Raw genomic sequence first — 24,541 nt, 5'->3', positions numbered from 1 at the left:
GATACAGTAACCATATTATGCAAACACCAAAAGGACACCAGCATCCGCTCACGCAGATGATCGCGGAGATTAATAGTATTTTTGCTGAGATTGGTTTCGTGTTTGCGGAAGGTCCGGAGGCGGAGACAGAGCACTACAACTTTGATCGTCTCAACGTGCCGAAGGATCATCCGTCACGAGACATGCAGGACACCTTTTGGTTTAAGGCAAAAGACGTGCGTGAACCAATGGTGCTCCGTACCCACACAAGTCCGGTACAAGCGCGCTATATGGAAGCGCATAAAGACCAGCTGCCGATTCGTATCATTGCGCCAGGGAAAGTGTTTCGAAATGAGGCGACTGATGCAACTCATGAAGCGCAGTTCTATCAGCTCGAAGGGCTGTATGTTGATGCTGATGTAAACCTGGGACACCTCAAGGGTACGCTTGAGTATTTCTTCTCGAAGTTTTTCAACGGCAAGACAGAAGTGCGTTTCCGGCCGAGCTTCTTTCCGTTTGTTGAGCCAGGGTTTGAGGTAGATATGAAAATTCTTGAAGGTGAAGGGAAGCTCGTAGGGAAGTGGATTGAAGTGATGGGTGCTGGTATGGTACATCCAAATGTACTGCGTGATTCAGGTCTTGATCCCGAGAAATATTCTGGCTTTGCCTTTGGGATCGGTATCGATCGCCTCGGCGTAATGAAGTACGGTATTGATGATATTCGCGATTATTACACGGGCGATCTCCGCTTTGTTAATCAGTTCTAAAGTATGAAAGTAGTACACAGTTGGCTAAAAGACTATCTTGGCGATGCGCTTCCGGAGGTGAGTGAAGTAGAGGAGCTGCTCACCAAGCATGCGTTTGAAATTGATGGCGTGGAGGAAGTGGCTGGAGAGTCGGTGATTGATGTTGATGTATTGCCGAACCGCTCGAGTGATTGTCTCTCTCATCGAGGTGTTGCGCGCGAACTCGCGTCGATTTTAGATGTGTCACTTGCGAGTGATCCGCTTACCGCCGCAATTACCATTCCAGAAATTACCGATATCAAAATCTCGGTAGCTGACGAAGTTGCTTGTCCGCGCTTCACAGCTGTTTTGATGGAGGGGATTGAAATTAAGGAATCGCCGGCGTGGCTGAAGGCTCGCCTCGAAGCGCTCGGGCAGCGGTCTATCAATAATATAGTGGACGCGACCAACTACGTGATGTTTGCACTCGGGCAGCCTATGCATGCGTATGATGCGGATAAAATTCCTAAGGTAGACGGCGTGCTGCAGATTGGCGTGCGTATGTCCAAGGAAGGGGAGACGGTGAATCTTCTTGGTGAGAGTGGTTCTACTGAAAATCGCACTATCGAGCTGCAGGGTACTGAGCTGTTGATTGTAGATGGTAATGATGTGCCCGTGGGGCTTGCGGGGATTAAGGGCGGGCGGTTTGCGGAGCTTGGCGCAGACACCAAAAATATCATTCTTGAAGCGGCGTATTTTCACCCGACGGTTATTCGCAAAACCGCCCGCCGCTTAGGCATCCTAACTGACGCCTCAAAACGCTTTGAAAATGAACCATCAGTTGAGCTGCCGGGCTATGCGCAGCAGATGATTGTAGAGCTTATTGCAGAAATTGCTGGTGGTACAGTGCGTGGTATGGCGGAGGTTCGTGTACCAACGGTAGCTATGCCAGAGGTGATGGTAACTAAAGCGCGCGTAAACAAACTGCTCGGCTCTGATTTGTCTATTGAAGAAATTGCCGCGCTCATTGCGCGTGTTGGTGCAAAAGTGGATGTAAAAGATGACACATCGCTTGCTGCTGTATCGCCTTGGGAACGCAATGATCTCAAGGAAGAAGTTGATTACATTGAAGAAGTAGGGCGCCTCTATGGACTTGATCACATTACTTCGGTTGTGCCTACGGCTATTCTGATTACAGAAGTAAATCCTCGTCAGTATTACACTGAGAAAATTCGCCAGGCACTGCTTGAGATTGGGTTCTCAGAAGTGATTACTTCTTCATTCGCTAAAAAAGCTGATATTCAGCTCATGAATTCACTAGCAAGCGACAAGAGCTACGTACGCAAGACGCTCATGAAAAATATCGAGGCGGTCCTTGATGCAAACTATATCCATAGCGATTTGCTTGGGATGGATGGTATGCGTGTATTTGAAATTGGCACCGTCTTTGAAAAGACTGAAGATGGCATAGGAGAGTATACTGCGCTCACTATCGGTGCGCGTCTTAAGGGTAATGGTTACAATCAAAAAGACGATGTGGTACAGCAGGCTGGTATCGCGGCAGCAGAGGCAGTGCTTGGTGCTGGGCTTTCATGGAAGATCGAAAAGGGAGTAGCTGAACTGAATGTGAGCGAAGTGCTCAAGAACCTTCCGGTGCCCGAAGCATATGACGCGTATGAAAAATCAGCGGCAGTCACGTACCGTCGACCATCTGCGTATCCAGCGATGTCGCGAGACATTGCGTTGTGGGTGGCCGGCGGCGAAGCAGCTGCGGCAGTAAAGGGCACGCTTACTACCGCCGCCGGCCCACTATTAGTACGAGACACGCTCTTCGACACCTTCGAAAAGGATGGTCGCACGTCGTACGCGTTTCGTTTTGTCTTCCAGTCTATGGAACGCACGCTGACTGATGAAGAGATAAATGGCGTAATGGACGCTGTTTACGCAGTGGCTAAAGAGAAGGACTGGGAAGTGAGGTAAATTATAGAAATATTTAAAGCCGCCCTTCGGACGGCTTTTGGTTGCTTAGAACATGAACTCTGCATAGACTGGGTGGCTGTTGCGGAACTGGGAGATGGCGGTTTGTTTGGTTTGCATCCAGTGCCAGTGATGATACAGGGGCCAGGTTGAAACGACTGCAATCACAACAATCGCATCCTTAAGGTTGTCTGTGCCAGTCCAGTGCTGCATCATTGCCAATGTCGCCATGGCTAGGAATGTTGCTACGAGTAGCTTTGCTGCGAACCAGATATCCATACCGTTAGTCCGGTTCCGGACGTACCTACGTTCTGCTCTTTGAACTTTCTTTAGCTCTGAGACTAATGCTTTTCCTTGTTTGATGGAAAGATCAGGGTGCTGCAAGGAATTTTGCTTGGAATACATAATGTGAACTCCAGTGTTGTGCCGATGGCATAGTAGATCTGCTTAACAATTTCGTCAATATAAAAAAGCGCAGCCGGAGGCTGCGCTTTTGCAAAAATACGTTCTCTAGCTGATGTGTTGTTTGTGTAGCTGGTTCAGCTCATTGAGTCTAGGGTTGTGCTCCAAAAACTCAGCTTTGTATTTCTTTTCTATGCGAGCTCGAATCAACTCAGGCATTAAGACAATCAAGCTTCCGACAAGAATCGGAATAAGCAAAGAAGTAATACTGTCTTCTTCAAAGAGATTAAGGGGTGTGAAAATGCCTGATAATTCGAGGCCGTAGTACACACCAAACAGAATTGCAATGAGAACAGTGTAGGTAGTGCTCAAACGCAATAATCCTAGTCGGCTTTGTACATATCTATACTGCTCTTTTTTTAATCCTGACCACTCGTTCGGACAAACGAGGTGCTCCAGGTTGGTTTTTGGATCGGTGTAGTAGATAGTTTCGGACATGATGTCCTCCTTAAATGTAAAGGGCGGGTACTGAGCGAATATTCCCATAAATAAATGTAATGTCAATATCTAATTACTCAACAAAAGCATCATTTTGGCACGGGAAAGGGTGGCAAAAATTTGCTATACTAGGACGTTATTTATCATACTGAATTGACTCGATTTATTTATGGCTGCAGCAAAAAAAGGTTCTGAAAAAAGCTACGACGCGTCATCCATCTCGGTCCTAGAAGGGCTAGAGCCGGTGCGAAAGCGTCCAGGTATGTACATCGGTACGACTGGTCCGGAAGGTCTTCATCACATGATTTGGGAGATTTTCGATAACTCACGAGACGAGGCGATGGGTGGCTTTGCCAACCGAGTCGAGGTGGCGCTCTTGCCAGACAACTACATTCGCGTGGTCGACAACGGTCGTGGTATTCCGGTTGATATTCATAAGCAGACCAAAGTATCAGCGCTCGAGACTATTATGTGTACGCTGCACGCTGGCGGTAAGTTTGGTGGCGATGAGTCTGGCTACAAAGTATCTGGTGGTCTTCACGGTGTAGGTGTGTCGGTGGTAAACGCGCTGTCTACTCATACTCGAGTAGACGTACACAAAGATGGTTTTCATCACATGCAGGAGTACAACATCGGTGTGCCAAAGGCGAAGGTAAAGAAACTGGGTGCAACCAAGCACAATGGTACGATTGTGATTTTCCAGGCTGACCCGACCATTTTCCCGGAGATTAAATTTGAATGGAAGAAAGTAGTGAATCATCTTCGTCAGCAGGCATACCTTGTGAAGGGGATGCAGATGTCAGTGATTGACGCGCGTGAAAGCGAGGAAAAACTCGATCCTAAGTCACTCGAGTCAGTAGTGTATCTCTCTGATGAACACATGGCTGTGCCACATCAACACTTCTATTTTGAAGGTGGACTTAAGTCGCTCGTGGCTTTCAATAACCACTATCAGAAGCCAATCAACAAAAATATTTTTTATGTTGAAAAGACTGATGTGAGTCCTGAGGTGCTTACTGTAGAAGTGGCGCTGCAGTATATCGACGATATTTCGCCGCGCATTACTGCGTTTGCTAACAATATCTACAACCCAGAACACGGTACGCATGTAACTGGTTTTAAGACGGCACTTACTCGTACGCTCAATAACTACGCTAAGAAAGGTAATTTTTTCTCAGTGAAAGATAAGGATGCTGGTTTTACTGGAGATGACGTACTTGAAGGACTCACTGCAGTGGTATCGGTCAAGATGCCGGAAATTCAGTTTGAAGGACAGACGAAGGCGAAGCTTGGTTCGGTAGAAGCGCGTGGCGCGACTGAGCAAGTATTTGCGGAAGCATTTGCAATGTATCTGGAAGAAAATCCAGATGACGCTAAGGCGATTATTAATAAGGTAATCTTGGCGGTAAAGGCGCGTAAAGCAGCGAAGGCGGCGAAGGACAGCGTGCTTCGTAAAGGTGCACTTGAGGGTATGTCACTTCCCGGAAAGCTGGCTGACTGTCAGAGCAAGCGGGCAGAAGATTCAGAGCTCTTTATTGTAGAGGGAGACTCAGCGGGTGGTAGTGCCAAGATGGGGCGTGACCGCAAGACGCAGGCGGTGTTGCCGCTACGAGGTAAAATCCTCAACGTTGAGCGCGCGCGAATCGACAAGATGCTTGCTTCTGAGCAGATTAAAAATCTCGTAATTGCGCTTGGTACCGCGATTGGTGATGTGTTTGATGTTTCAAAGCTTCGTTACCACAAGATTATTATCGCAACTGACGCCGATGTGGACGGTGCGCACATTCGCACACTCTTGCTGACACTCTTCTTCCGCTACTTCCGTACGTTGATTGATGAGGGGTATATCTACATTGCGCAGCCGCCACTCTACAAGATTCAGAAGGGTCGTGAAGTACATTATGCTTTCACCGATGAGGAAAAGTTCAATATTCTAAAGGGAATGGGAGAAGAAGTGACCGACGAGGTGGATGAGAGCGAGGAAGGTGAGGGTGGAGAAGAGACTGAAGAAACAACTGCTAAGAAATCTGGCAAAGCGCGTATCCAGCGCTACAAAGGCCTTGGTGAAATGAACGCTGAAGAGCTTGCTGAAACCACGATGAAGGTAGAGAACCGTATCTTGAAGCAAGTGCAAATCGAAGATGCACAACAGGCTGACAAGATATTCGATATCTTGATGGGTACTGATGTATCAAGTCGAAAGTCATTTATCCAGAGCAACGCCAAGATGGCGAATCTTGATATTTAGAGAAGTATAAAACAGCCGGCGCCCGAAGGGCGCCGGCTGTTTTCTAGTTTTAGTAGAAGCTCACTGTCTTCTTAAATGCGTTGTTGATAGTGGTGGTGTCAGTGCTGTCTTGTACTGTTACCGCAAAAGTGTGTGATGATGTATTGGTAGTACTAAAGCCAATAGTGAGTAGTGCTCGCTCATTTGGCTTGAGTGGTAACTGGCTGTCTGAAGTATAAGTGGTTCCGTCAGGAAGTGCAGCTGAGAAGGTCCAATTGCCTGAAGTCTTGGTCCCGTAGTTCCTAACTTCAAATTGAATTGCGCCGCTTTCGTTCTTTTCAATTTTTCCGGCAAAGAATGTCTTACCAACAATGGTTCCTGTGCCAAGGTAGGCGATACCCAGATCAGTGCGACCATTTGGATTAGAAACCGGCACGGTGTACACATATTCTTCTGTATAGGTAGGAGTACTTGGTGTTGTTGGAGTCGGTTCAGTTGGCTGTGCTGGCTCGGGCGAAATGGTTGGTGTTTCTACGGTAGAGACAGCTTCTTCGTTGGTCGTCGATTCTTCCGTTGCGACGATTGAGCCGGTTGCTTCGGTGTTGAGGACAGTAAGCTTATTGTTTCCACTGGCTCGTGGAGTGGTGTCATTAGTGCCCAAGAACGCAACGGTATATGTGACATCAGCATATCGATCTTTTGTGGAGCTGATTGAGAGGTTGAGGTTAGTTACCGTACCAATATTGTAGTTTGTAGCACAGTCGATACTTCGCACGCCATCAGTGTCGATTAGGTCGATGGTAATACCTTCTCGACATTCATACGCAAAGGTAAATGTGCCAGGCACACTTGCTTCACCCCAAGAAAGAGTGATAGTCTCGTCAGTATTTGCAAGACTAACGTTGCTCGTTATGGTGATTTTTTTAGCAGTGTTGGCATCGAGTGCGGCCTGCTCGCGACGTTCGTTTAGACTTTCTGCTAGAGATGCTAATGATGAAAAAGCACTCGGTGCCAGGTTTACGATTTTTATGGAAATCCAAGCCATTAAGACAATAATGCCGATAAAGCCCAGTATCATCAGTGGGAGCGGAAGTGCTCGTTTTTTCTCTTGTGGTGTCACATCGTTCATAGTGAGCGAAAACTACCACAATCTATATGTGGTGTCAATATACATGCAAGCTAAAGTTTCGTAGTCTTTGAGAACGCGGAGCTTACGGAGAATCTGTTGACATTATTTAAATTTGTATTATAAATACAGAATATTTTTACGACTCGTAGTTATGAATGACTTGTTCGACCGTGTTTGGGAGCGAAAGTTTGCGTTTTTGGGCGCGTTCTTTTTGGTGTTTACCATCACATATGTATTGCTTATGGCAATCGATTTTTTGCCTGAAGCTCCGGCCGCTACAGCGGATACGCATATTGAGATACTAGACGCACCAGCAGAAGTATCTTCAGTGGAAGTCCCTGAGGTTGCCGTTGTTACCGAGCTTGCAAAGGAGCAAGAGCTTGCAATCATAGATTCTGTGGAAGCATTTCCGATTAGTATCACAATTCCAAAACTTGATAAAGCTGTGACAGTGCTAAATCCTCAGTCGCGCACGATTGCTGATCTCGATGCAGCGCTCCTTGATGGCGTAGTGCGCCACCCTGATTCTGCTACGTTAAACCAAGAAGGGAATGTGTTTATTCTTGGTCATTCAAGCTATTTGCCACAAGTCTTCAATAAAAATTTTCAGGCCTTCAACGGCATACAAAATCTTGAATGGGGGGATACGATTGAGGTGAAGACTGAGGACTCAGTGTATTCATATCGCGTTGAAAAGGTGTATCGAGCTAAGGCGCAGGATGTGTCGGTACCAATTGCCGGTGCTGGATATCGTTTGACCTTGGCCACTTGTAACAGCTTCGGTTCGACTGACGACAGGTACATTGTGGAGGCCAAGCGAGTGGAAGTGGAGCGTCTGTAAAGCCTTGACAAACAGACCTTTTATACCTATTGTAGCGATACTTTACTGTTCTCTTTGGTCTTGGTGGCCGTGTTCTTACGTTGTCATTTCGTAAAATTAAATACTCTTGCGTAACAGGGTGTAGGTAGGAGTATAGGTTTTATGAACGAATTATCATCTACTATTATGAACAAATATTTTAAAACCATCGCAAGTGTGATGGTGGTTTTCGCGTTACTGTTGTCTGCCTTCGCAACGCCGGTGGCAACCGTGGTAGCAGTCACCAGTCTGGAAACTCCAACTGGCTGGAATACTCCCGCCAATCCGGACAGTACAACAGCTGGCGTTTCATACACTGAAACTGACTATAACTATGTCCGGTGTGTACTGGAAGCAAATAAGCAGTTGGTGGCTACTGGGGAAAGTATTACGCTAAGCTGGCAGACCAGTGGCGTGTCTGATATCACTATCAACGGTGAAGCAGTGTCACAGACTTCAGGCACTAAGACTATTACCAACTTGCAGCAGAGTACTATCTTCACACTGAAAGCAATCAATGATGCAGGTTCTTCATGTACTCAGAATGTTGTTGTAACGTGTTTGCCGCCAGAAGAACCAAAGATTTGTGAACTTACCCTTACCAAGGTCGTGAACAAATCTACAGCTGTTCCTGGTGATGAACTTGCCTACACCATTACCGTAAAAAATATCGGCGACGGTGATTGTACTGGTGGTGGTGTGAAGATCGAGGATGTTCTCGATACAAATTTGACATATCTTCGCTACTCAGTTTCGAGCAATCTGACTGCCGGCTACGGTAGCGACCCGGTGTATACGAGCGCTAATCGTACGTTGCATTTCAATGCGGGTACACTCACTCCTGGTGAAGTGGGGACTGTCTCTGTATATGCAAAAGTAAATAATCCTACACAGTGTGGTGATTTTTCAGTGAAGAATCAGGCAAAGGTAACTGCGGCTGAACTCAATAACTTCACAACTTGGGTGTACAGTCCAACCGTTACAACGGCGGTTGATAATGATTGTTACGTACCAAAACCACCTACTTGTACCCTCACTCCAGCAACACAGACGGTGCCATACGGTGGCGCTGGTTCACTTAACTGGACAACTACCAACGCAACAGCGGCAACGCTCACTAGTTTTGGTGCGGTATCACTAAATGGTGCAACTTCAACCGGAGCGCTCTACGCAACAAAAACCTATACTCTTACAGCTACTGGTCCAGATGGTCAGGTATCATGTGCCGCTAAGGTAACCGTGGAGCCGCAGACTCCATCACCTACTTGTACCCTCACTCCAGCAACTCAGACTGTGGGGTATGGTGCCGCGGCTGGCCTAACGTGGACTACGAGCAATGCTACCGACGTATCACTGTCAGGTTTCGGAGTCGTATCGCTAAACGGTGCGACTACCACACCAGCACTGTTTGGGAATGCGAGCTACAAACTTACTGCAACTGGCAATGGCGAGACAGTGTATTGCGATGCGGTAGTAAACGTAAACACTGCTCCAGCGCCAAGCTGTGACTTGTTTACCGCTACGCCAAGCACAATTATGACTGGCGCTAGCACAACGCTCGCCTGGCAGACATCAAATGTAACCGAGGTATTTATTAATAATGGCATTGGTAAGGTAAGTGAAGATGGCACTATCAAGGTGTCACCGCTTTCAAATCTTACCTACACATTAACTGCAGTAGGGGTAAATAATCAGCAGGTAACCTGTGCTGTTCCAGTAACGGTTGCTGTAGATCCCGTGCCGGTTTGTGAAGCATTTACAGCAACTCCAAGCCAGCTCCCGGTTGGTGGAGGACAGACTACGCTGGATTGGAAGGTAACCAATGCAACACAGGTCAGCATTGCACCATCTATTGGTGCGGTAGCCACCACTGGTTCTAAGATGGTAAACCTTACGCAGTCGGTCACGTACACCCTTACCGCAACCGATGATAATGGCGACACCGTAAGCTGCGCGGCTCCGGTAGTAGTGCCAGATCCAGAAGCACCACTTACCTGTGCGGATAATGTGTCATTCACTGCGTCAGATTACTCAATTCGCCGCGGAAGTAACACGAACCTAACTTGGAGTACGACTGATGTTGATTCAGTGTCCATCAGCGGTATTAACGCAACAGCGCTCTCTGGTAGTCAGTCAGTGTCACCATCAAGTGATACTACGTATACGCTTACAGCAAAGCGTGGTACTGAGACAGTGAATTGTCCAGTAACTATTGATGTTTCAACTGGTGGCGGTGGCGGCGGAAGTGCTTCGCCTCGTTGTGAGCTTGATATTTCAAAGCAAACAATCAAAGCTGGTGAGTCAGTTACCCTTACATGGGACACTAACAATGTTACCGAAGTTACTTTGACCGATAGTCATGGCAAAGAACTTCTCAGTACAGACGATTATCTTGCAAGTGAAAAGAAAGAATATTTTGATGGCAAACTGACAGTAAAGCCAACGCGCGACACGACGTACACATTGCTCGCTGAGCGAGGTTCCCGTGATGAAGAGTGTACCGTTAAAGTAAAAGTAACTGACAGCGTGGTAGTGCTTCAAACTCGTGATCAACAGCCATTGGTAAGCAGCATTTCATTGTCACAGGTTCCATACACAGGTTTTGAAGCTGGTCCGTTTATGACGGCGATGTTTTACACCTTACTTGTTGCTTGGTCACTTTTCATCGCATACCTCCTAGTAGCGCGCAATCGAACTGCTCCGGCAGTAGCTGCGATTACAGAAGATATTCGACAGGAAGAAATTCGAGTACAGAATCTTGAATCAATGAAAAAGGCTGAAGCAGTGCGCCCAGATGTATTTCCCGCTTCAACTGCTCCAATTAAGCCAGTAACGGCGCGTGTGGTACCAGCGAATTTGCCAACCGGCAATGTACAGATTGGGTATGCGAGCACCGTGGCCGACGTGGTCGAGGAAAAGGTGATTGATGTGAATCCACATCAAGTAAATGACGCTGTTGTGACTGAGCTTGAAAACCGGGCACATGCACAGCACGCGCTCCTTTCAAGTGATGCCGTGCGCCACTTCATCAGTACGACTAGTGGTGAAGTAGAGCGCAATGAAGCACTTGATGCGGTAATCGCTGAGGCAAAGAAAAGCTATCCGCTTGAAGACGGTTGGATTGTGATTAATGAATCACGTATGCAGAATGTTTGCGAAGTGTGTAAGGTAAATGAGACCGCTTCTAGCGCTGAGCCATTTATTCCAGCAACCGTACCAGAAGGTACCGGTTCGCTTGCAGAAGCAATTGTGACAGGCAACATTGTGGCGGCGTATGCCATGATTGGCAATCGTCCAATGTTTGCGCTGGCTGATGCTGCGGCCGACCTCGACGCGGTCTATCGTATCCGTCGTGGTGAGAAGAAGGAAGTGTCTGAACTCCTTAAGGCTGAAACGGAGAAGCTTTCAGATGAAAAGGTTAAGAACATGATTGCTGCACTTACTGGTGCGCTCGACGGTACCTACAATGACGAAGCATCGGCGGTGAAGATGGCGATTATGAAGGCAGTGAAGGAAGTTGCGTAACGCAACGAGCGGAAACTTGTCTACGAAAACAGAAAAGGCCGCGCCCATAGGGCGCGGCCTTTTCTGTTGTGCTGTCTGCATTTCTATACGTTCACTTCGTCACTTAATTTCACCACCAGTTCATCAAACGAGAGGGAAGTTGATTCTGCAGTGTCGCGACTTTCAAGTGTCACGCTGCGGCCTTCTACTTCCTTATCGCCAATGACGATAAAGTACGGCAGTTTCTGCTGCTTGGCGGTGCGAATCTTTTTGCCCATACTGTCCTTTGAGGTGTCGAGCTCAACCCGGAAACCTTTCTCGCGAAGCAGGGTAGCTACTTCAGTCGCGTATTCAGCGTGTACGTCTGCGACAGGAATAATGGCGAGCTGTACCGGTGAGAGCCAGAGTGGGAAGTTGCCGGCAAAGTGCTCAATCATAATGGCCATGAAGCGCTCAAGTGAACCAGCAATGGCACGGTGAATCATAACCGGGCGCTGCTTCTTGCCTTCGTTGTCGACATATTCAAGGTTGAAGCGTTCTGGCATCACGAAGTCGAGTTGAGCAGTTGCAAGCTGTCGTTCGCGACCAAGTGCATCCTTAAACATGAAGTCGAGCTTTGGGCCGTAGAAGGCTGCTTCTCCTTCAACTCGCTTGTATGGCAAGTTGAGTCGCTTGGCTACATCTTCAAGCATGCCTTCAGCCTTCTCCCATGTCTCAGGATTGCCAAGGTATTGGTCTGGCTCCGCTGGGTCACTGACTGAAAGTGATACCCAGAATTTACCTTCCTCATACATGCCGAGCGCGGAGTAGAATTGTCGAATCACATTCACGATATTTTCAACTTCTTGGTCAATCTGGTCGACTGTACAAAATACGTGACCATCATCTTGCGTGATGCTGCGTACGCGGCCAAGGCCGATGAGTTCTCCGGCTTGTTCATCGCGATAGACCATTGTTGTTTCGGCGTACCGAATTGGCAAGTCTTTGTATGAGCGTGGCTGCGAGTCAAAGATTTGGGTGTGGTGCGGACAATTCATTGGCTTCATCACAAATTCTGCATCAGACTGACCTTTTACTTTAAAAAGCTCGTCTTTAAATTTGTCCCAGTGACCAGAAGTCTTGTACAGGTCGCTTTTTGTAATGTGCGGAATGGCGACTTTGGTGTAGCCAAACTTGCCTTGGATGTGCATGATTTTGTCGACAATCAAATCACGAAGCAATGTGCCTTTTGGAGTGAAAAGCGGCAGGCCAGGCCCGACAAGTTCGGAAAATGTAAACAAATCTAGTTCCTTTCCAAGCTTGCGGTGGTCGCGCTTTTTCGCTTCTTCGATTTGCAGTTCGTAGGCAGCCAGTTCTTCTTTGGTCTCAAACGCAATACCATAGATGCGGGTAAGCATTGGGTTTTTCTCATCGCCGCGCCAGTACGCGCCGGCAACTTTATCGAGCTTGAAAGCATCGGCATCGATGTCTTTATTTGGGTGCTCGCAGTGTCCGCCACGGCAGAGGTCAGTAAAACCGCCACAGGTGTAGAGGGTAACGGTTTCGCCCTTGGCTTCAATCTCAGAAATAAGCTCAAGTTTAAATTCATTGCCAGCAAACATCTCGCGCGCCTTGGCGGCGGTCACTTCCTCATGAGTAAATTCAGTCCACTTGTTGAGGAGTTTTTTCATATCCTTCTGGATACCTTTGAGGTCGGTATCGCCCGGCGCTTCGCCGGCAGAAAAATCGATGTCGTAGTAAAAGCCAGTGTCGATGGCTGGGCCAAGAGTAAGCTTGGCGTATGGGTACCGCTGCAGTACCGCTGCCGCCAAGAGGTGGGCAAGGGTGTGTCGTTTATGTTCGAGTTGTTGGTTCATGGTTGTTTTGATTGTTTACTCCTAACTTTCCCCAGACACGCATCCTCGCCTCCTGCGGGCTCGGTGCTCTGCTCGCTCGATTTTCGCACCGGTGTGCGTCCGAGCAAAATCGAGCTGTGCAAGGTCTGTTAAAAGTTAGGAGTAAACAATCTTGAGAGGTCGCTGTTGCAGCTTTTGCTAGACCTCGCGGAGCAGCGGTTCTGTCAAGATACGAAGCATCTTGACAGGTTCGCGTCGCGAGCGGAGAGCTTGACTCGTGTCTAGAGAAAGCTGTAAGCAGTGCTCAGAATTAGTTGTTTGGTAAATAGAAAATCGCCCAAGTGAATGTACGAAAATTCGTACGCTCACTCGGACGATTTGGGATCGCGGTTCCACCGAGTTTCCAAGCTGGTATGCCGGCCTGGCACTTCATTGGTCAGATTAGAAGAGAAGGGGATTCTCATGGCGGCGAGGACTTCGTCCTCGCCGCCTGATGGTTGGTAGCCATCACAATCTCTGATGTTCTTAATCCTAGCGCGAGTTGGGAGATTGTCAAACAAAAACCGGCTCAAGCAGATTCCTTGAGCCGGCAATTTTACCAGTCGAGATGTAGAATAATATGATTGGCTTTAATGTACAGATTGGCAACATTTCGCTGTTTACCAGAAGCCCAAAGACCTTGAGCACAAATTACTCCGTACACGGTATACCGTGTCTTTCTAGGTTCGGCTGTACCGTTGTTGGTAACAGCGTCAAAATACTGAGTTTCTGGGACATTATACGCTTCAACATGGTCACCGTTCTTTCGCTGAATAGTGACCTTGAGCAGTTCGTTTTTGGGATGGGTGACCATCATGATCCACTGACCCATAAATTCATGCATAAAGTCAGCAACTAGGCGATAAACTGGTTTACCAGCGTCGTCGCGTCGAACGATGTCTAGGTAAGCGTCGATTTGAATTTCCATCTCCTTACTCCTGTACTGTTTCTGCTGCCGCAATAGTGCCTGAGTTACGTGGAATGTCAATTAGTAGAGATGGGTTCACCGACCATCTCATTGTTGCCTAAGAGCTTCACTTTATCGATAAGGATTGATGGCTCGTCGTTACGTAGATTAAATTTGCCCTTGATAGCGACGCAGTTGCCGGGTTGGAGCAGCTCATGATTCTCTTTGTACGTTTCAGGGAAGGCGACTGTTTCGATGCTGTCGACTTGGTTGGCGAGTTTGATGAACGCCATTTTGTCACCCTTCTTGGTGAGGAGTTCTTTGGTGACTTCTACCAGGCCGGTGGTAATCACAGTGGTGCCTTTATGGCTTTGCTTTACTTGGGTAATACTCGGGCGTTTGTCGACTTCTGCCTGTACAGCGTCGAGTGGATGGCCAGACACGTACACACCAAGGAGCTCTTTTTCCCAAATGAGCTTTTGTGCCATCGGTGCGTCGTTGGCTGGGTCGAGTACGAGACCGTTCACTTCTTCCATGCCGCCAAAAAGAGAGTCTTGACCAGTTTCTCTGCCGCTGACTTGCTCACGGTTGTAGGCGAGGAGGTTGTCGAGATTGGCATACAGCACCCCGCGTTCATTGAAGCAATCAAATGCGCCGGTCATAATGAGCGCTTCGAGCGACTTTTTGTTGAGGCCGCGATCGTGAATGCGGGAGAGAAAATCCTGCATTGATAAAAACGCACCGTTCTGTTTTCGCTCTTTGATGATTACGTCAGCGATACCTTCACCAAAGTTTTTGATAGTAGTGAGACCAAAGCGAATTTGGTTTTTCTTTGGCACTACCGAGAAGTCGGCAAACGATTCATTAATATCAGGGGGCAATACCGGTACTTCCATACGGTCGCACTCATGAATAATCTCCGAAATTTTTTCGGTGTCGCCCGAGTCGGCAGTGAGCACAGCCGACATATATTCCACCGGGAAGTTGGCCTTCATGTAGGCAGTCTGGTACGCCACACGACCATAGGACGCCGCGTGTGCTTTGTTAAATCCGTACGCCGCAAATGGCTCAATGAGTTTCCAGAGCTGGTCTGACTTTTGCTGCGAGAGGCCGTGCTCCAAAAAGCCGGCAAAGAGTTTTTTCTTTTGCTCTTCCATGAGCTCAGGAATTTTCTTACCCATCGCCTTACGCAGCTTGTCGGCCTCGAGCCAAGAGTAGCCAGCGAGCTCGATGGAAATCATCATAACGTCGTCCTGGTAGGTAATAACTCCGTATGACCGCTCAAGAATTGGCTCGAGGCGTGGGTCGAGGTAACTTACGAGCGTAGGGTTTTGCTTGCGCTCAATATAGGTCGGGATCATTTCCATCGGTCCTGGGCGGTAAAGCGCCACCATCGCGTTGATGTCGTGAATGGTGGTGGGTTTCAGCTGCTTGAGGAATGACGTCATGCCCGAGCCGTTTAGCTGGAAGAGCCCCATGGTCTCGCCGCGGGCGAGCATCTCAAAAGTCTTTTGGTCATCAAGCGGAATGTTTTCGATATCAATTTTAATGCCGTGGAGCTTTTCTACCCGCTTCACCGCATCGGCCAAAATCGCCAGGTTTTTGATACCAAGAAAGTCGAACTTGAGAAGTCCAACACCGTCTTCGCCCACGCTATGCATTTCGTACTGGGTAATCTGCTTGCCGGTTTTGGAGTCGATCTGAATTGGCACAAAGCGATTGAGCGGCTCTGGCGCAATTACCACACCAGCGGCGTGTACACCGAGGTGACGGACACGACCTTCGATTTGTTTGGCGAGGTCAATAATCTCGCGACTTTCCGCGTCTTTTTTGTAGAGTTCAGCAAGCTCAGGTTCGATATCAATCGCGCGGTCGATGGTCATAGCAAACCCTTGGCTGCCCATTGGGATGAGCTTCGAGATGCGGTCACCGGTGTTGTATGAGTGACCAAGTGCGCGCGCCACGTCACGCACGGCGGCCTTCGCCATCATCGTACCAAAGGTGCCAATCTGCGCTACTTTATCGGCGCCGTACTTTTGCTTGGCGTAGTCAATAATTTCGTCACGCCGATTGTCGGCGTAGTCCATGTCGATATCAGGAGCTGATGGACGTTCTGGGTTGAGGAAACGCTCAAAGGGAAGGCGGTACTCCAAGGGGTCCACGTTGGTAATTCCGAGCACATAGGTGGCATAACTACCCGCCACCGAACCACGAATAGTAGTATAGATGCCACGCTCGCGCGCTTCACGCAGCAAGTCTCCCACGGCGAGGAAGTAGGTGGCATAGCCCTTGGTCTTGATTACATCGAGCTCGTAGTCGATTCGTTCTTTGATTTCGCTATCAGCGATGTTGTGTCCGCGCCACGCGACGCCTTCGTAGGCGCGATCCTTGAGTTCGTCGTCGGGGGTTTTGCCACTCTCGATGATGTAGTTTGGGAACATCCAGGCATCTTGTCCGAGTGTGATGTGGACGTTGCACTGATTAGCAATCTTCACGGTATTAGCAATTGCTTCGGGTGTGTCGGCAAACGCCACTTTCATTTCTTCCTGGGTCTTGAACGAAAAGTCTTCCCCGGTGTCGTGATCGGCAGTGGTATCGACAATGCCACCGGTACCAATCTTTACCATCGTTTCGCGCGCGAGGCGATCGGTCGGCTTCATGTAATAGATGTCTTGCGCGGCAACGAGGGGGGTGTTGGTTTCAGTCGCAAGCTGTTTGATGAGCGCTTGATTTTCTTGGTGACCGAAGATTTCTGGGTGGTGAGAAATCTCCAAATAGCAATCATCACCAAAGACGCGCTTATACCAATCTAGTCGTTCGGCGGCTTTGTCGTGATTGCCATCCTTAAACGCCTGCACTACTTCGCCAGCAAAAGAGGGGATGATACAAATAAGATCATCCTTGTGTTTTTCCAGTAGCTCATCGTCGATACGGGGGCGATAGTAGAAACCGTCTACGTTGGAACGGGTAACCATCTCAATGAGGTTTTGGTAGCCAGCGTGCGTCTTTGCAAGTAGTACTACACGTGAGCGTGGTTTGTCGGTCGGGTTTTCTTTATCGAAGCGTGTGCGCGGCGATAGGAAAGCGTCGAGGCCAATGATTGGCTTAATTTCCTCAGCGGTACAGGCTTTATAGAAATCAATAGCGCCGTAGAGGGCGCCGGCATCGGTGATAGCAAGAGCGTCTTGCCCATCAGCTTTGGCTGCTTTGGCGAGTTCCTTGGGAGTCGGTACGGCGTTAAGTAGGGAGTACATCGAGTGTACGTGCAAGTGTACAAATTCCGCGGTCACGTTTGGGTAATCAGATTCTGCCATGGTGGGGGAATTATAGCAGATATGGCTTGCAAACAAACCAGACACATCACTCGATTCGTGTCGCTCCTTGCACGCCCCAGCCAAACCCACCCGTGCATAGTCGCTACCTCACTGAGTGATGTGTCTAGCCTCTATGTGGTCGTAATTTTCGTCTCTAGCTCCTTGTAAAACAAATAGCTCTCCGTAAGGCTGTTTTGGAAGGAGCGCCTCGCTTGGGTGAAGCTAGAGTATGTTTGATAAGTTATAGAAAAGCCCCAGACCGAAGTCTAGGGCAGGTCGTTGTATATTGCATTGTGGGTAGTCGACCCATACTCCCACGCTCACCGCTGTATATGCCTTATCTGTGCTCGCGGATCAACGTTCAGAAAGGCTCGACTGTTTTCGCGCTGCACCGTCGACGTGTAATCAGCACAAATATATTATCACTATTTATGCAAAAGTCAATAGTCTGATATAATTTTACGTATCATGAAAACTAAATGGCTTGTCGGAATAGATGAAGCAGGGCGCGGGCCACTGGCGGGGCCGGTGTCGGTAGGAGTGGTAAAAGTACCCGTCGATTTTGATTGGAAGTTAATCCCGGGGGTGGGGGATAGTAAGCAGATCAAGCCGGAAAAGCGCGCAGCGCTTTTCCGGCAGGCCAAAGACTTGCGTCACCACCGGCAGCTTGATTTTGCGGTGGCAATGGTCGGATCTTCGGTTATTGATGAGAAAGGAATTGTGTATGCGATTAATCTCGCCATGTCTCGCTGCTTAAAACGCCTGAAGCTCGATGTGTCCGAGTGTCATATTCGCCTCGATGGCTCGCTTCACGCACCGAGCGAATACTCGCAAGAAACCATCATCAAAGGCGATGCGACAGAGCCAGCAATCGGTTTGGCGTCAATTATTGCCAAAGAAACGCGCGATACATATATGAGACGCATCGCTAGGCGTTATTCGCGCTATGGCTTTGAACAACATATGGGTTACGGCACCAAAGCCCACCGGGCTGCGATTGCGACATATGGAAAATGTCCAATTCACCGCGTCAGCTATTGCAAAAATATAAAAGTATTGTAGAGTATTTTAACGACGTTTGTCGAAGTTCTTTTGGTGGCAAGGAGGCTGCATGAACAAAAATAAGCGGAAGGGCGCCGAAGTGTCTTCCGGCGGTAAGGCCAATATATCAACGGTAAAGTTGGTGCTTAATGTCGGGGCGTGTACTGATTGCCCTGATCATAACAGCATGCGGCCTTTCAAAGGGGTCCTGGTGGACGGTGAGTTGATTGTGCAATCGATACACTGCATGGTTGCCTCTCGATCGGGTCAAGGGGCGCAGGTGAAGCCTATGTTTAACATTGCCGACTGGCATGAGTGTCCTCGGCAGCAAAAAGGAAAATAGTGCATTCTGACACCCAGATGTCACAAATCAGGCCAGCAAAGTGCTGGCCTTTTGCATGCTTCTTTAAACCATTGCGTTTTCTGGCAATTCTGCTATAGTTCTGCCACTATGGTAATTCGAATGCGTCACACGCGGTCACACACCGCGAACCGTCGTTCACATCACGCGCTCCAAGCGCCAGCTTTGGCGACTTGCAGCAATTGTGGTGCCAAGCATCGACCACATCACATGTGTCTCGATTGTGGCTTCTACAAAGGGCGTATGGTTGTCGATCTGACGGCTAAGAAACAAGCTCGCGAAGCACGTCTTCAGGCAAAGCGCGAAATGATGAGCGCAGAGCAGGGTGAAGTGACTCCAGAGGTTTCTGCAGAAGAGGTTAAGGAAGAAACAAAGTAATCACAATAAGCCCCGCGTAAGCGGGGCTTTGTGGATTTGTCCTTGGGTAGATTTATCCGGGGTGATACACTGTTCTCAGTAGTAGCTTAGTACATTAAATATGGCAAATCGACATTTATCACGCAGTATCGTTCTTCAGTCACTCTTTGAGTGGGATTTAAACACGCTCGAAAAGAAAGCGGTGCATGAAGTATTAGAGCGCAACGTTTCAGAGTTTGCGCCCAATAAAACCGATTTGCCATTTATGGAAAAGCTTTTGGATGGGGTGATGGCGAAGCAGCCAGAACTCGATCAGGTAATCGAAAAGGCCGCGCCTGAGTGGCCAATTGACCGTATCTCTCCAGTTGATAGGAATATTCTTCGGTTGGGCTTGTATGAGCTTTTGTTTGCTGACCGCAGTGAAGTGCCTGCAAAAGTTGCCATCAATGAAGCGATTGAGCTCGCGAAGCAGTTTGGTGGCGATAATAGTAGTCGCTTTGTAAATGGTGTGCTGGGCGCAGTTTACAAAGAAATCGGTGAGCCTGGCAAGGATGAGCAGAGTAAGCGTCGCAAGAAAGATGTGCCGTTTGACCAGATGCCAATCGAGCGATTGGCTGGTGCTGTTGTGTACGCTGAGCAGGACGGGCAGATATATTTAGCACTCGTACACGATATCTTTGGGCATTGGACGCTGTCTAAAAGTAAGGTTCGTGAAGAAGAGACGGTCGAGCAGGGTGCTACTCGCGCGCTTCTTGAAGAGGTTGGATTGCCAGTTGAGATTGAAATAGAGCTTGGCAACAATGAATATGTTGCTTCGCAGCCGGAAAAGGGCAAAATCCGCAAGCAGGTACACTATTTCCTCGCTAAAGCACCATACCAGGAAGTCGAGTTGCTCAAGAAGGGTGGCTTAGACGATGCAAAATGGTTCCGTGTTGCTGATATTCTTGAGCTAAATTTCTACGAAGACATTCTACCAATCGTCACCAAAGCCGTGACGGTACTGGTTGGCAGAGGCAGTAAATAATGCTAGTGTTCGAAAAACACTGTTATGGAAGAACAAAACATACAAACGGACCTCGTAAAGCTACAGCATCTCCTCGACGTTCAGTTTAATGATACGTCATATCTCTTGACTGCGGTGACGCACCGTTCATATCTCAATGAGCATCGTGAGGCAACTTGGGATCATAATGAACGCCTAGAGTTTTTGGGCGACGCAGTACTGGAGTTGGTGGTCACCGACTTTCTTTTCAAAAAATATCCTGATAAGCCTGAAGGAGAACTTACTGCAGTGCGGGCCGCGCTCGTAAACACTGTTTCACTGGCGGCTGCTTCCGAAAAGCTTGGCATTAATGATTTTTTACTGATGTCAAAAGGAGAAGCGAAAGACGTGGGTCGTGCGCGACAGTACATCTTGGCGAATACGTTTGAGGCATGTATCGGTGCGCTATATTTGGATCATGGATATGACACTGCGGCGCAGTTTATTGCCAATCAGCTCTTTGCAAAGACTGACGAAATTGTTCGCAAGCGTTTGTGGCAAGATCCAAAAAGTCGTTTTCAGGAGTTGGCGCAAGAACATGTCTCAATCACGCCAACCTATGAAACAATTGCTCAAGACGGTCCGGATCACGATCGAGTCTTTACTGTCGGTGTGTATCTCAAGTCTGATTTAGTAGCTGAAGGCAAAGGGCGCTCAAAACAGGAAGCTGAACAAGCGGCAGCAGAAAAGGCGGTTGAGGCGAAAGGTTGGGAGGTTGCATAACAGGCTTTTTTAAAAAACTGCGTGATATACTGCTGGTATGAAACGATCGGTAGCTGGTTTTACGTTTGTTGAAATGCTAGTAGTGATTGCGGTGATTGGGGTTTTGGCTGCAGTTATTTATCCAAACTTTAGTCAAAGTTCCGCTGTGGCCCGCGACGCTAAACGCAAAGCTGATTTACGCGAACTTCAGGCAGCGATTGAACTATATAAACAAAAAAACGGCCGATATCCAGAAGGTTGCAAAGGTCCAACTACCAATCTCACAACGGTGTGGTCTGGTCACAGCGGCACTTTCGCGTGTGCGTCGGGCAATCAGTACATTATTGATCTTGCGCCTGAATTCATTTCCGTTTTGCCGCAAGATCCAAAATTAAACGGCGCTAATAGTGGGTACGTGTACGCAGTGAATGATACAGGTTCTGTGTACAAAATTATGGCACTTGGTACCGTAGAAACTGAGACGGTGACACAAAGTGATGATTTTTTTCGGTGTGATAGCAGTTGGCCTCTTGGATTGGCTGTAGATCCAATTACTGGAACATTGACTGGTCGGGATATGTCATTTTATGACCCGGCTATTTGTCAGCGTACGCCGCACCAGCCAAATGGTGGATATGCACTTGGTTCTTATACCGAGTATGGAGAGTGTACCAGCGCTGCTTCGTACGCCAATGTATATGCTCTCTCGGGCGGTATTTCTAAGGATAATCGAGGTAATACGAGTTTCCCTGACAAGGGAATGGAGTATGATACGGTAATTGTGCGCTGTAAGTAGTGGGTAATATCATTTCAGTAAGTTCTGGCTTGCTACAATGTAGACATGTACGGAAAACTAAACAGAGCCTTCACGCTTATTGAGATATTGGTTGTGATTGCGATTATTGGCATTCTTTCTTCAGTGCTATACGCAAATTTCAATGATGCGCGAAAGGATGCACGCAATAAGTCACTCCAAGGTGAGCTCAAAGAAATTCAGCTAGCGCTTGAATTATACAAATCTCAAAACGGAGTATATCCAGATGTTCCTGCTTGTGGTTCGGCCCTTGGGCCGTTGGCTTGGGCTCAGAGTACTGTCTGCACCGGTGACTACATTGCGAGTATTCGACCAGATTTCACGGCAGATTTACCACAGGAAGGAGATAGCGCTAATACAAGCTGCGACATTATTTATCTGACTGACGATGGAGTCAATTCCTGGTATAAGCTTTTGGCTAAAAATTGCCATAGCGGTGATGCAATTACCCAAGACGACCAGTTTGCTCACTGTCCGAGCTCTTGCTCTGCTTCTGGAGATTGTGATCCTACCAGCTCAGTGTTCCAGCAGTCATACGCAGTGTATAGTGCCGGCGGTGAGTGTCAGCAGAAGTAGTCATGTATCTTAAAGAACTATCAATTAATGGTTTTAAATCATTCGCTAAAAAGAGCGAGTTGGAATTTTCTGCGCCCATTACCGCAATCGTGGGTCCAAATGGTTCAGGCAAGAGCAATATTGCGGAGTCGTTTCGGTTCGTGCTTGGTGAGCAGTCAGTGAAGTCTCTGCGTGGAAAGCGTGGCGAGGACTTAATCTGGGGTGGTTCGGAAAAGGTGTCTCGAGGTAATCGAGCGAGTGTGGAAGTGGTGTTCGATAATAAGAGTCGGACGTTTGCGCTCGATTTTGACGAAGTCAAAATCGAGCGCATTGTTCATCGTGATGGGCAAAATGAATACAAGCTCAACGGCTCTGCAGTGCGCCTTAAAGATATTCATGAGCTGCTTGCTAACGCAAACATTGGATCAACGGGTCACCATATTATTTCCCAAGGTGAGGCCGATCGTGTGCTTGCAGCTGGTCCCAAGGAGCGGCGGGAAATGATCGAAGACGCACTGGGGCTTAAGGTGTACCAACTTAAGAAACAGGAAACTGAACGAAAGCTTGATAAGACCATTGAAAATATCGCACAAGTAGAATCGCTGCGTCGTGAAGCAGCCCCGCATTTAAAATATTTAAAGAAGCAGGTTGAAAAAGCTGAGCGGTCACTAGAGGTGCAAAAGGAACTAAAGACCAAGTACGCCGAGTATTTAAAGCGCGAAGATACGTACGTAGCTGTGCAGTCAGACAAACTGAAGCTCGCTCGCGTAACACCAGCAGAAAAATTGGTGCAGATTGCCGAGCGAATTGAGGAGGTGAAGCACATTCTTGCTGCAGCAGAAGAGAAGCCAGTTAAGTCAGAAGCGCTCTCTGAGGCTGAGGGCGTGTACCGTGTGGCTGCTGAAGCAAGGCGTAAGGCAGACTTGGAGCTTGGAAAGCTCGAAGGGCAAATTTCTTTTATTGAGCGTCGCATTACGGCTGCTGAAAATCGCCCGAAGGACAAGGTACCCGCGTTTGTGTCTCGAGCAGAGCTTGAGGATTTGGTGCGTGATATTGAAAAAGCAGCTGAAAAGGCGCTTAGCAATGGCGAGTCGCCAGCTTTGGAGCGTACGCTGGCAGATGTGGTTAGGCAACTTCACGCCTTCTTAAAACATGAGCAAGGTGAAGTGATTGATACTTCTGCTGCCGATAAGAGCGAGCTTGAAGCGCTTCAATCTGGCTTAACGGCACTCCAGGCAGCAGTAGCGGCCGCAGCTGAAAAAGAGGATAGTGCAAAAGAAAAAGTTGCGACACTGCAAGCGGCACAAGTAGAGAATAGTGAAAAGAATCGTGAGATTGAACGTGAGATGTTTACGCTTATGGGTGAACGACGCGAGCTCGAGGCTTCGGTGCGAACCATTGATGCTGAACTCACAGTGTTGGAGCGCGACCGCAACGACTTTAAGCAACAGCTACAAGAAGCGGTCGCGCTCCTTGGCCGCGGCGCCAGCGAATACTTCACCTTTCAGATTTTAAATGAAGCAGGGGAAGTAGTGACCGATGAGCAGATTGCAGCCGAAGATCGTGCAAAGCAGCGCACGCGTCAGTATGAGCTCGAGAAACTAAAGATTCGTCTTGAAGAGCTCGGTGTAGGCGCTACTGAAGATTTGTTGAAAGAATATAATGACGCAAAAGAACGAGACGAATTCTTAGCTACAGAGCTCGAAGATCTTGAAGCATCAGTAGAAAATCTTAGGCAGTTGATTGTAGAGATGCAGGAAAAGCTGCATGAGCAATTTTCCGCGGGAGTAGAAAAAATCACCAAAGAATTCCACACATTTTTCACCCTGATGTTTGGTGGTGGTGCCGCTTCATTAGAGCGAGTGAAAATCAAAGCTCGTACCCAAGACGACGAAGAGTCTACCGAAGAAAGCGCTGAAGAGGGAGTAGGGCTTTCTATTTCACTGCCAAACAAACGTGTAAAGGGCCTTGAGATGCTGTCTGGCGGTGAACGAGCGCTTACCTCAATTGCACTTATCTTTGCGATGAGTCAGGTAAATCCACCGCCGTTTATTATTCTTGATGAGACAGATGCTGCGCTCGACGAGGCAAATAGTCGTCGCTATGGCGATATGATTGAAGCCTTGGCAAAACGATCGCAGCTCGTACTCATTACACACAACCGCGAGACGATGAGCCGAGCCGGTATTTTGTACGGTATCACGATGGGAATTGATGGTGTTTCAAAAGTGTTGTCAGTGAAGTTTGAAGAAGCGGCAGCGGTAGCTAAGTAAT

At 48.2% G+C, this 24,541-nt stretch carries 18 protein-coding genes; 12 read left to right on the top strand and 6 right to left on the bottom strand.

Annotation, left to right across the window (positions count from 1 at the left end; translation table 11 throughout):
* Positions 1-17: 17 nt before the first annotated feature.
* Both pheS and H6780_00695 read left to right on the top strand, forming a co-directional pair.
* Positions 18-746: a phenylalanine--tRNA ligase subunit alpha gene (gene pheS, locus H6780_00700; protein USN88930.1), complete on the top strand. Its 729-nt coding sequence runs from the start codon at positions 18-20 to the stop codon at positions 744-746.
* Between the two features lie 3 nt (positions 747-749).
* Entirely contained in the window at positions 750-2,684 is a 1,935-nt protein-coding gene (locus H6780_00695) for a phenylalanine--tRNA ligase subunit beta (protein USN88929.1), read from the top strand.
* Between the two features lie 45 nt (positions 2,685-2,729).
* Here H6780_00695 and H6780_00690 read toward each other — a convergent pair whose 3' ends face one another.
* Entirely contained in the window at positions 2,730-3,086 is a 357-nt protein-coding gene (locus H6780_00690; protein ID USN88928.1) for a hypothetical protein, read from the bottom strand.
* A 105-nt stretch (positions 3,087-3,191) separates the two neighbouring features.
* On the bottom strand, positions 3,192-3,581 hold the full coding sequence (locus tag H6780_00685; protein USN88927.1) for a hypothetical protein: 390 nt from the start codon (positions 3,579-3,581) through the stop codon (positions 3,192-3,194).
* Positions 3,582-3,750: 169 nt separating this feature from the next.
* Here H6780_00685 and H6780_00680 point away from each other — a divergent pair, with 169 nt between their 5' ends.
* Positions 3,751-5,829, top strand: coding sequence for a type IIA DNA topoisomerase subunit B (locus H6780_00680; protein ID USN88926.1), 2,079 nt, complete (start codon positions 3,751-3,753; stop codon positions 5,827-5,829).
* A 49-nt stretch (positions 5,830-5,878) separates the two neighbouring features.
* Here the strand turns inward: H6780_00680 and H6780_00675 are convergent, their stop codons facing one another.
* Positions 5,879-6,937 carry a hypothetical protein gene (locus tag H6780_00675; protein ID USN88925.1) on the bottom strand — a complete coding sequence of 353 codons (1,059 nt, stop codon included), beginning with the start codon at positions 6,935-6,937 and terminating at the stop codon, positions 5,879-5,881.
* Positions 6,938-7,088: 151 nt separating this feature from the next.
* Here H6780_00675 and H6780_00670 point away from each other — a divergent pair, with 151 nt between their 5' ends.
* Both H6780_00670 and H6780_00665 read left to right on the top strand, forming a co-directional pair.
* Positions 7,089-7,778, top strand: a complete 690-nt coding sequence (locus tag H6780_00670) for a sortase (protein ID USN88924.1) — start codon at positions 7,089-7,091, stop codon at positions 7,776-7,778.
* 141 nt (positions 7,779-7,919) lie between these two features.
* Positions 7,920-11,321, top strand: coding sequence for a DUF11 domain-containing protein (locus H6780_00665; protein USN88923.1), 3,402 nt, complete (start codon positions 7,920-7,922; stop codon positions 11,319-11,321).
* A gap of 83 nt (positions 11,322-11,404) precedes the next feature.
* On the opposite strand, the gene H6780_00660 is transcribed toward H6780_00665, so the two are convergent.
* The 3 genes from H6780_00660 to dnaE form a co-directional block, all read right to left on the bottom strand.
* Positions 11,405-13,156 (bottom strand): threonine--tRNA ligase, encoded by a 1,752-nt coding sequence (locus H6780_00660; protein ID USN88922.1) that lies wholly within the window; start codon positions 13,154-13,156, stop codon positions 11,405-11,407.
* A 574-nt stretch (positions 13,157-13,730) separates the two neighbouring features.
* A complete protein-coding gene (locus tag H6780_00655; GenBank protein ID USN88921.1) occupies positions 13,731-14,102 on the bottom strand; it encodes a hypothetical protein in 372 nt (123 codons plus the stop codon).
* 56 nt (positions 14,103-14,158) lie between these two features.
* A complete protein-coding gene (dnaE, locus tag H6780_00650; protein ID USN89251.1) occupies positions 14,159-17,371 on the bottom strand; it encodes a DNA polymerase III subunit alpha in 3,213 nt (1,070 codons plus the stop codon).
* A gap of 492 nt (positions 17,372-17,863) precedes the next feature.
* Here dnaE and H6780_00645 point away from each other — a divergent pair, with 492 nt between their 5' ends.
* From H6780_00645 to H6780_00615, 7 genes are all read left to right on the top strand, one after another.
* Positions 17,864-18,457 carry a ribonuclease HII gene (locus tag H6780_00645; protein ID USN88920.1) on the top strand — a complete coding sequence of 198 codons (594 nt, stop codon included), beginning with the start codon at positions 17,864-17,866 and terminating at the stop codon, positions 18,455-18,457.
* Between the two features lie 430 nt (positions 18,458-18,887).
* Positions 18,888-19,175 (top strand): 50S ribosomal protein L32, encoded by a 288-nt coding sequence (rpmF, locus tag H6780_00640; protein USN88919.1) that lies wholly within the window; start codon positions 18,888-18,890, stop codon positions 19,173-19,175.
* A gap of 100 nt (positions 19,176-19,275) precedes the next feature.
* Complete coding sequence (gene nusB / locus H6780_00635) at positions 19,276-20,178, top strand: transcription antitermination factor NusB (GenBank protein USN88918.1); 903 nt, start codon at positions 19,276-19,278, stop codon at positions 20,176-20,178.
* A 24-nt stretch (positions 20,179-20,202) separates the two neighbouring features.
* On the top strand, positions 20,203-20,919 hold the full coding sequence (gene rnc, locus H6780_00630) for a ribonuclease III (protein USN88917.1): 717 nt from the start codon (positions 20,203-20,205) through the stop codon (positions 20,917-20,919).
* Positions 20,920-20,956: 37 nt separating this feature from the next.
* Entirely contained in the window at positions 20,957-21,694 is a 738-nt protein-coding gene (locus H6780_00625; protein USN88916.1) for a prepilin-type N-terminal cleavage/methylation domain-containing protein, read from the top strand.
* Between the two features lie 45 nt (positions 21,695-21,739).
* Positions 21,740-22,288 (top strand): prepilin-type N-terminal cleavage/methylation domain-containing protein, encoded by a 549-nt coding sequence (locus tag H6780_00620; GenBank protein ID USN88915.1) that lies wholly within the window; start codon positions 21,740-21,742, stop codon positions 22,286-22,288.
* A gap of 2 nt (positions 22,289-22,290) precedes the next feature.
* The gene (locus H6780_00615) at positions 22,291-24,540 is read left to right on the top strand and encodes an AAA family ATPase (protein USN88914.1); all 2,250 of its coding nucleotides are present in this window, start codon (positions 22,291-22,293) and stop codon (positions 24,538-24,540) included.
* The last annotated feature ends 1 nt before the right edge of the window (position 24,541 follow it).

Source organism: Candidatus Nomurabacteria bacterium (genome assembly GCA_023898565.1).
Classification (GTDB): domain Bacteria; phylum Patescibacteriota; class Minisyncoccia; order Phycocordibacterales; family UBA918; genus OLB19.
The sequence above is the reverse complement of the archived record's forward strand: the minus strand, read 5'-3'. Positions and strand labels throughout refer to the sequence as shown.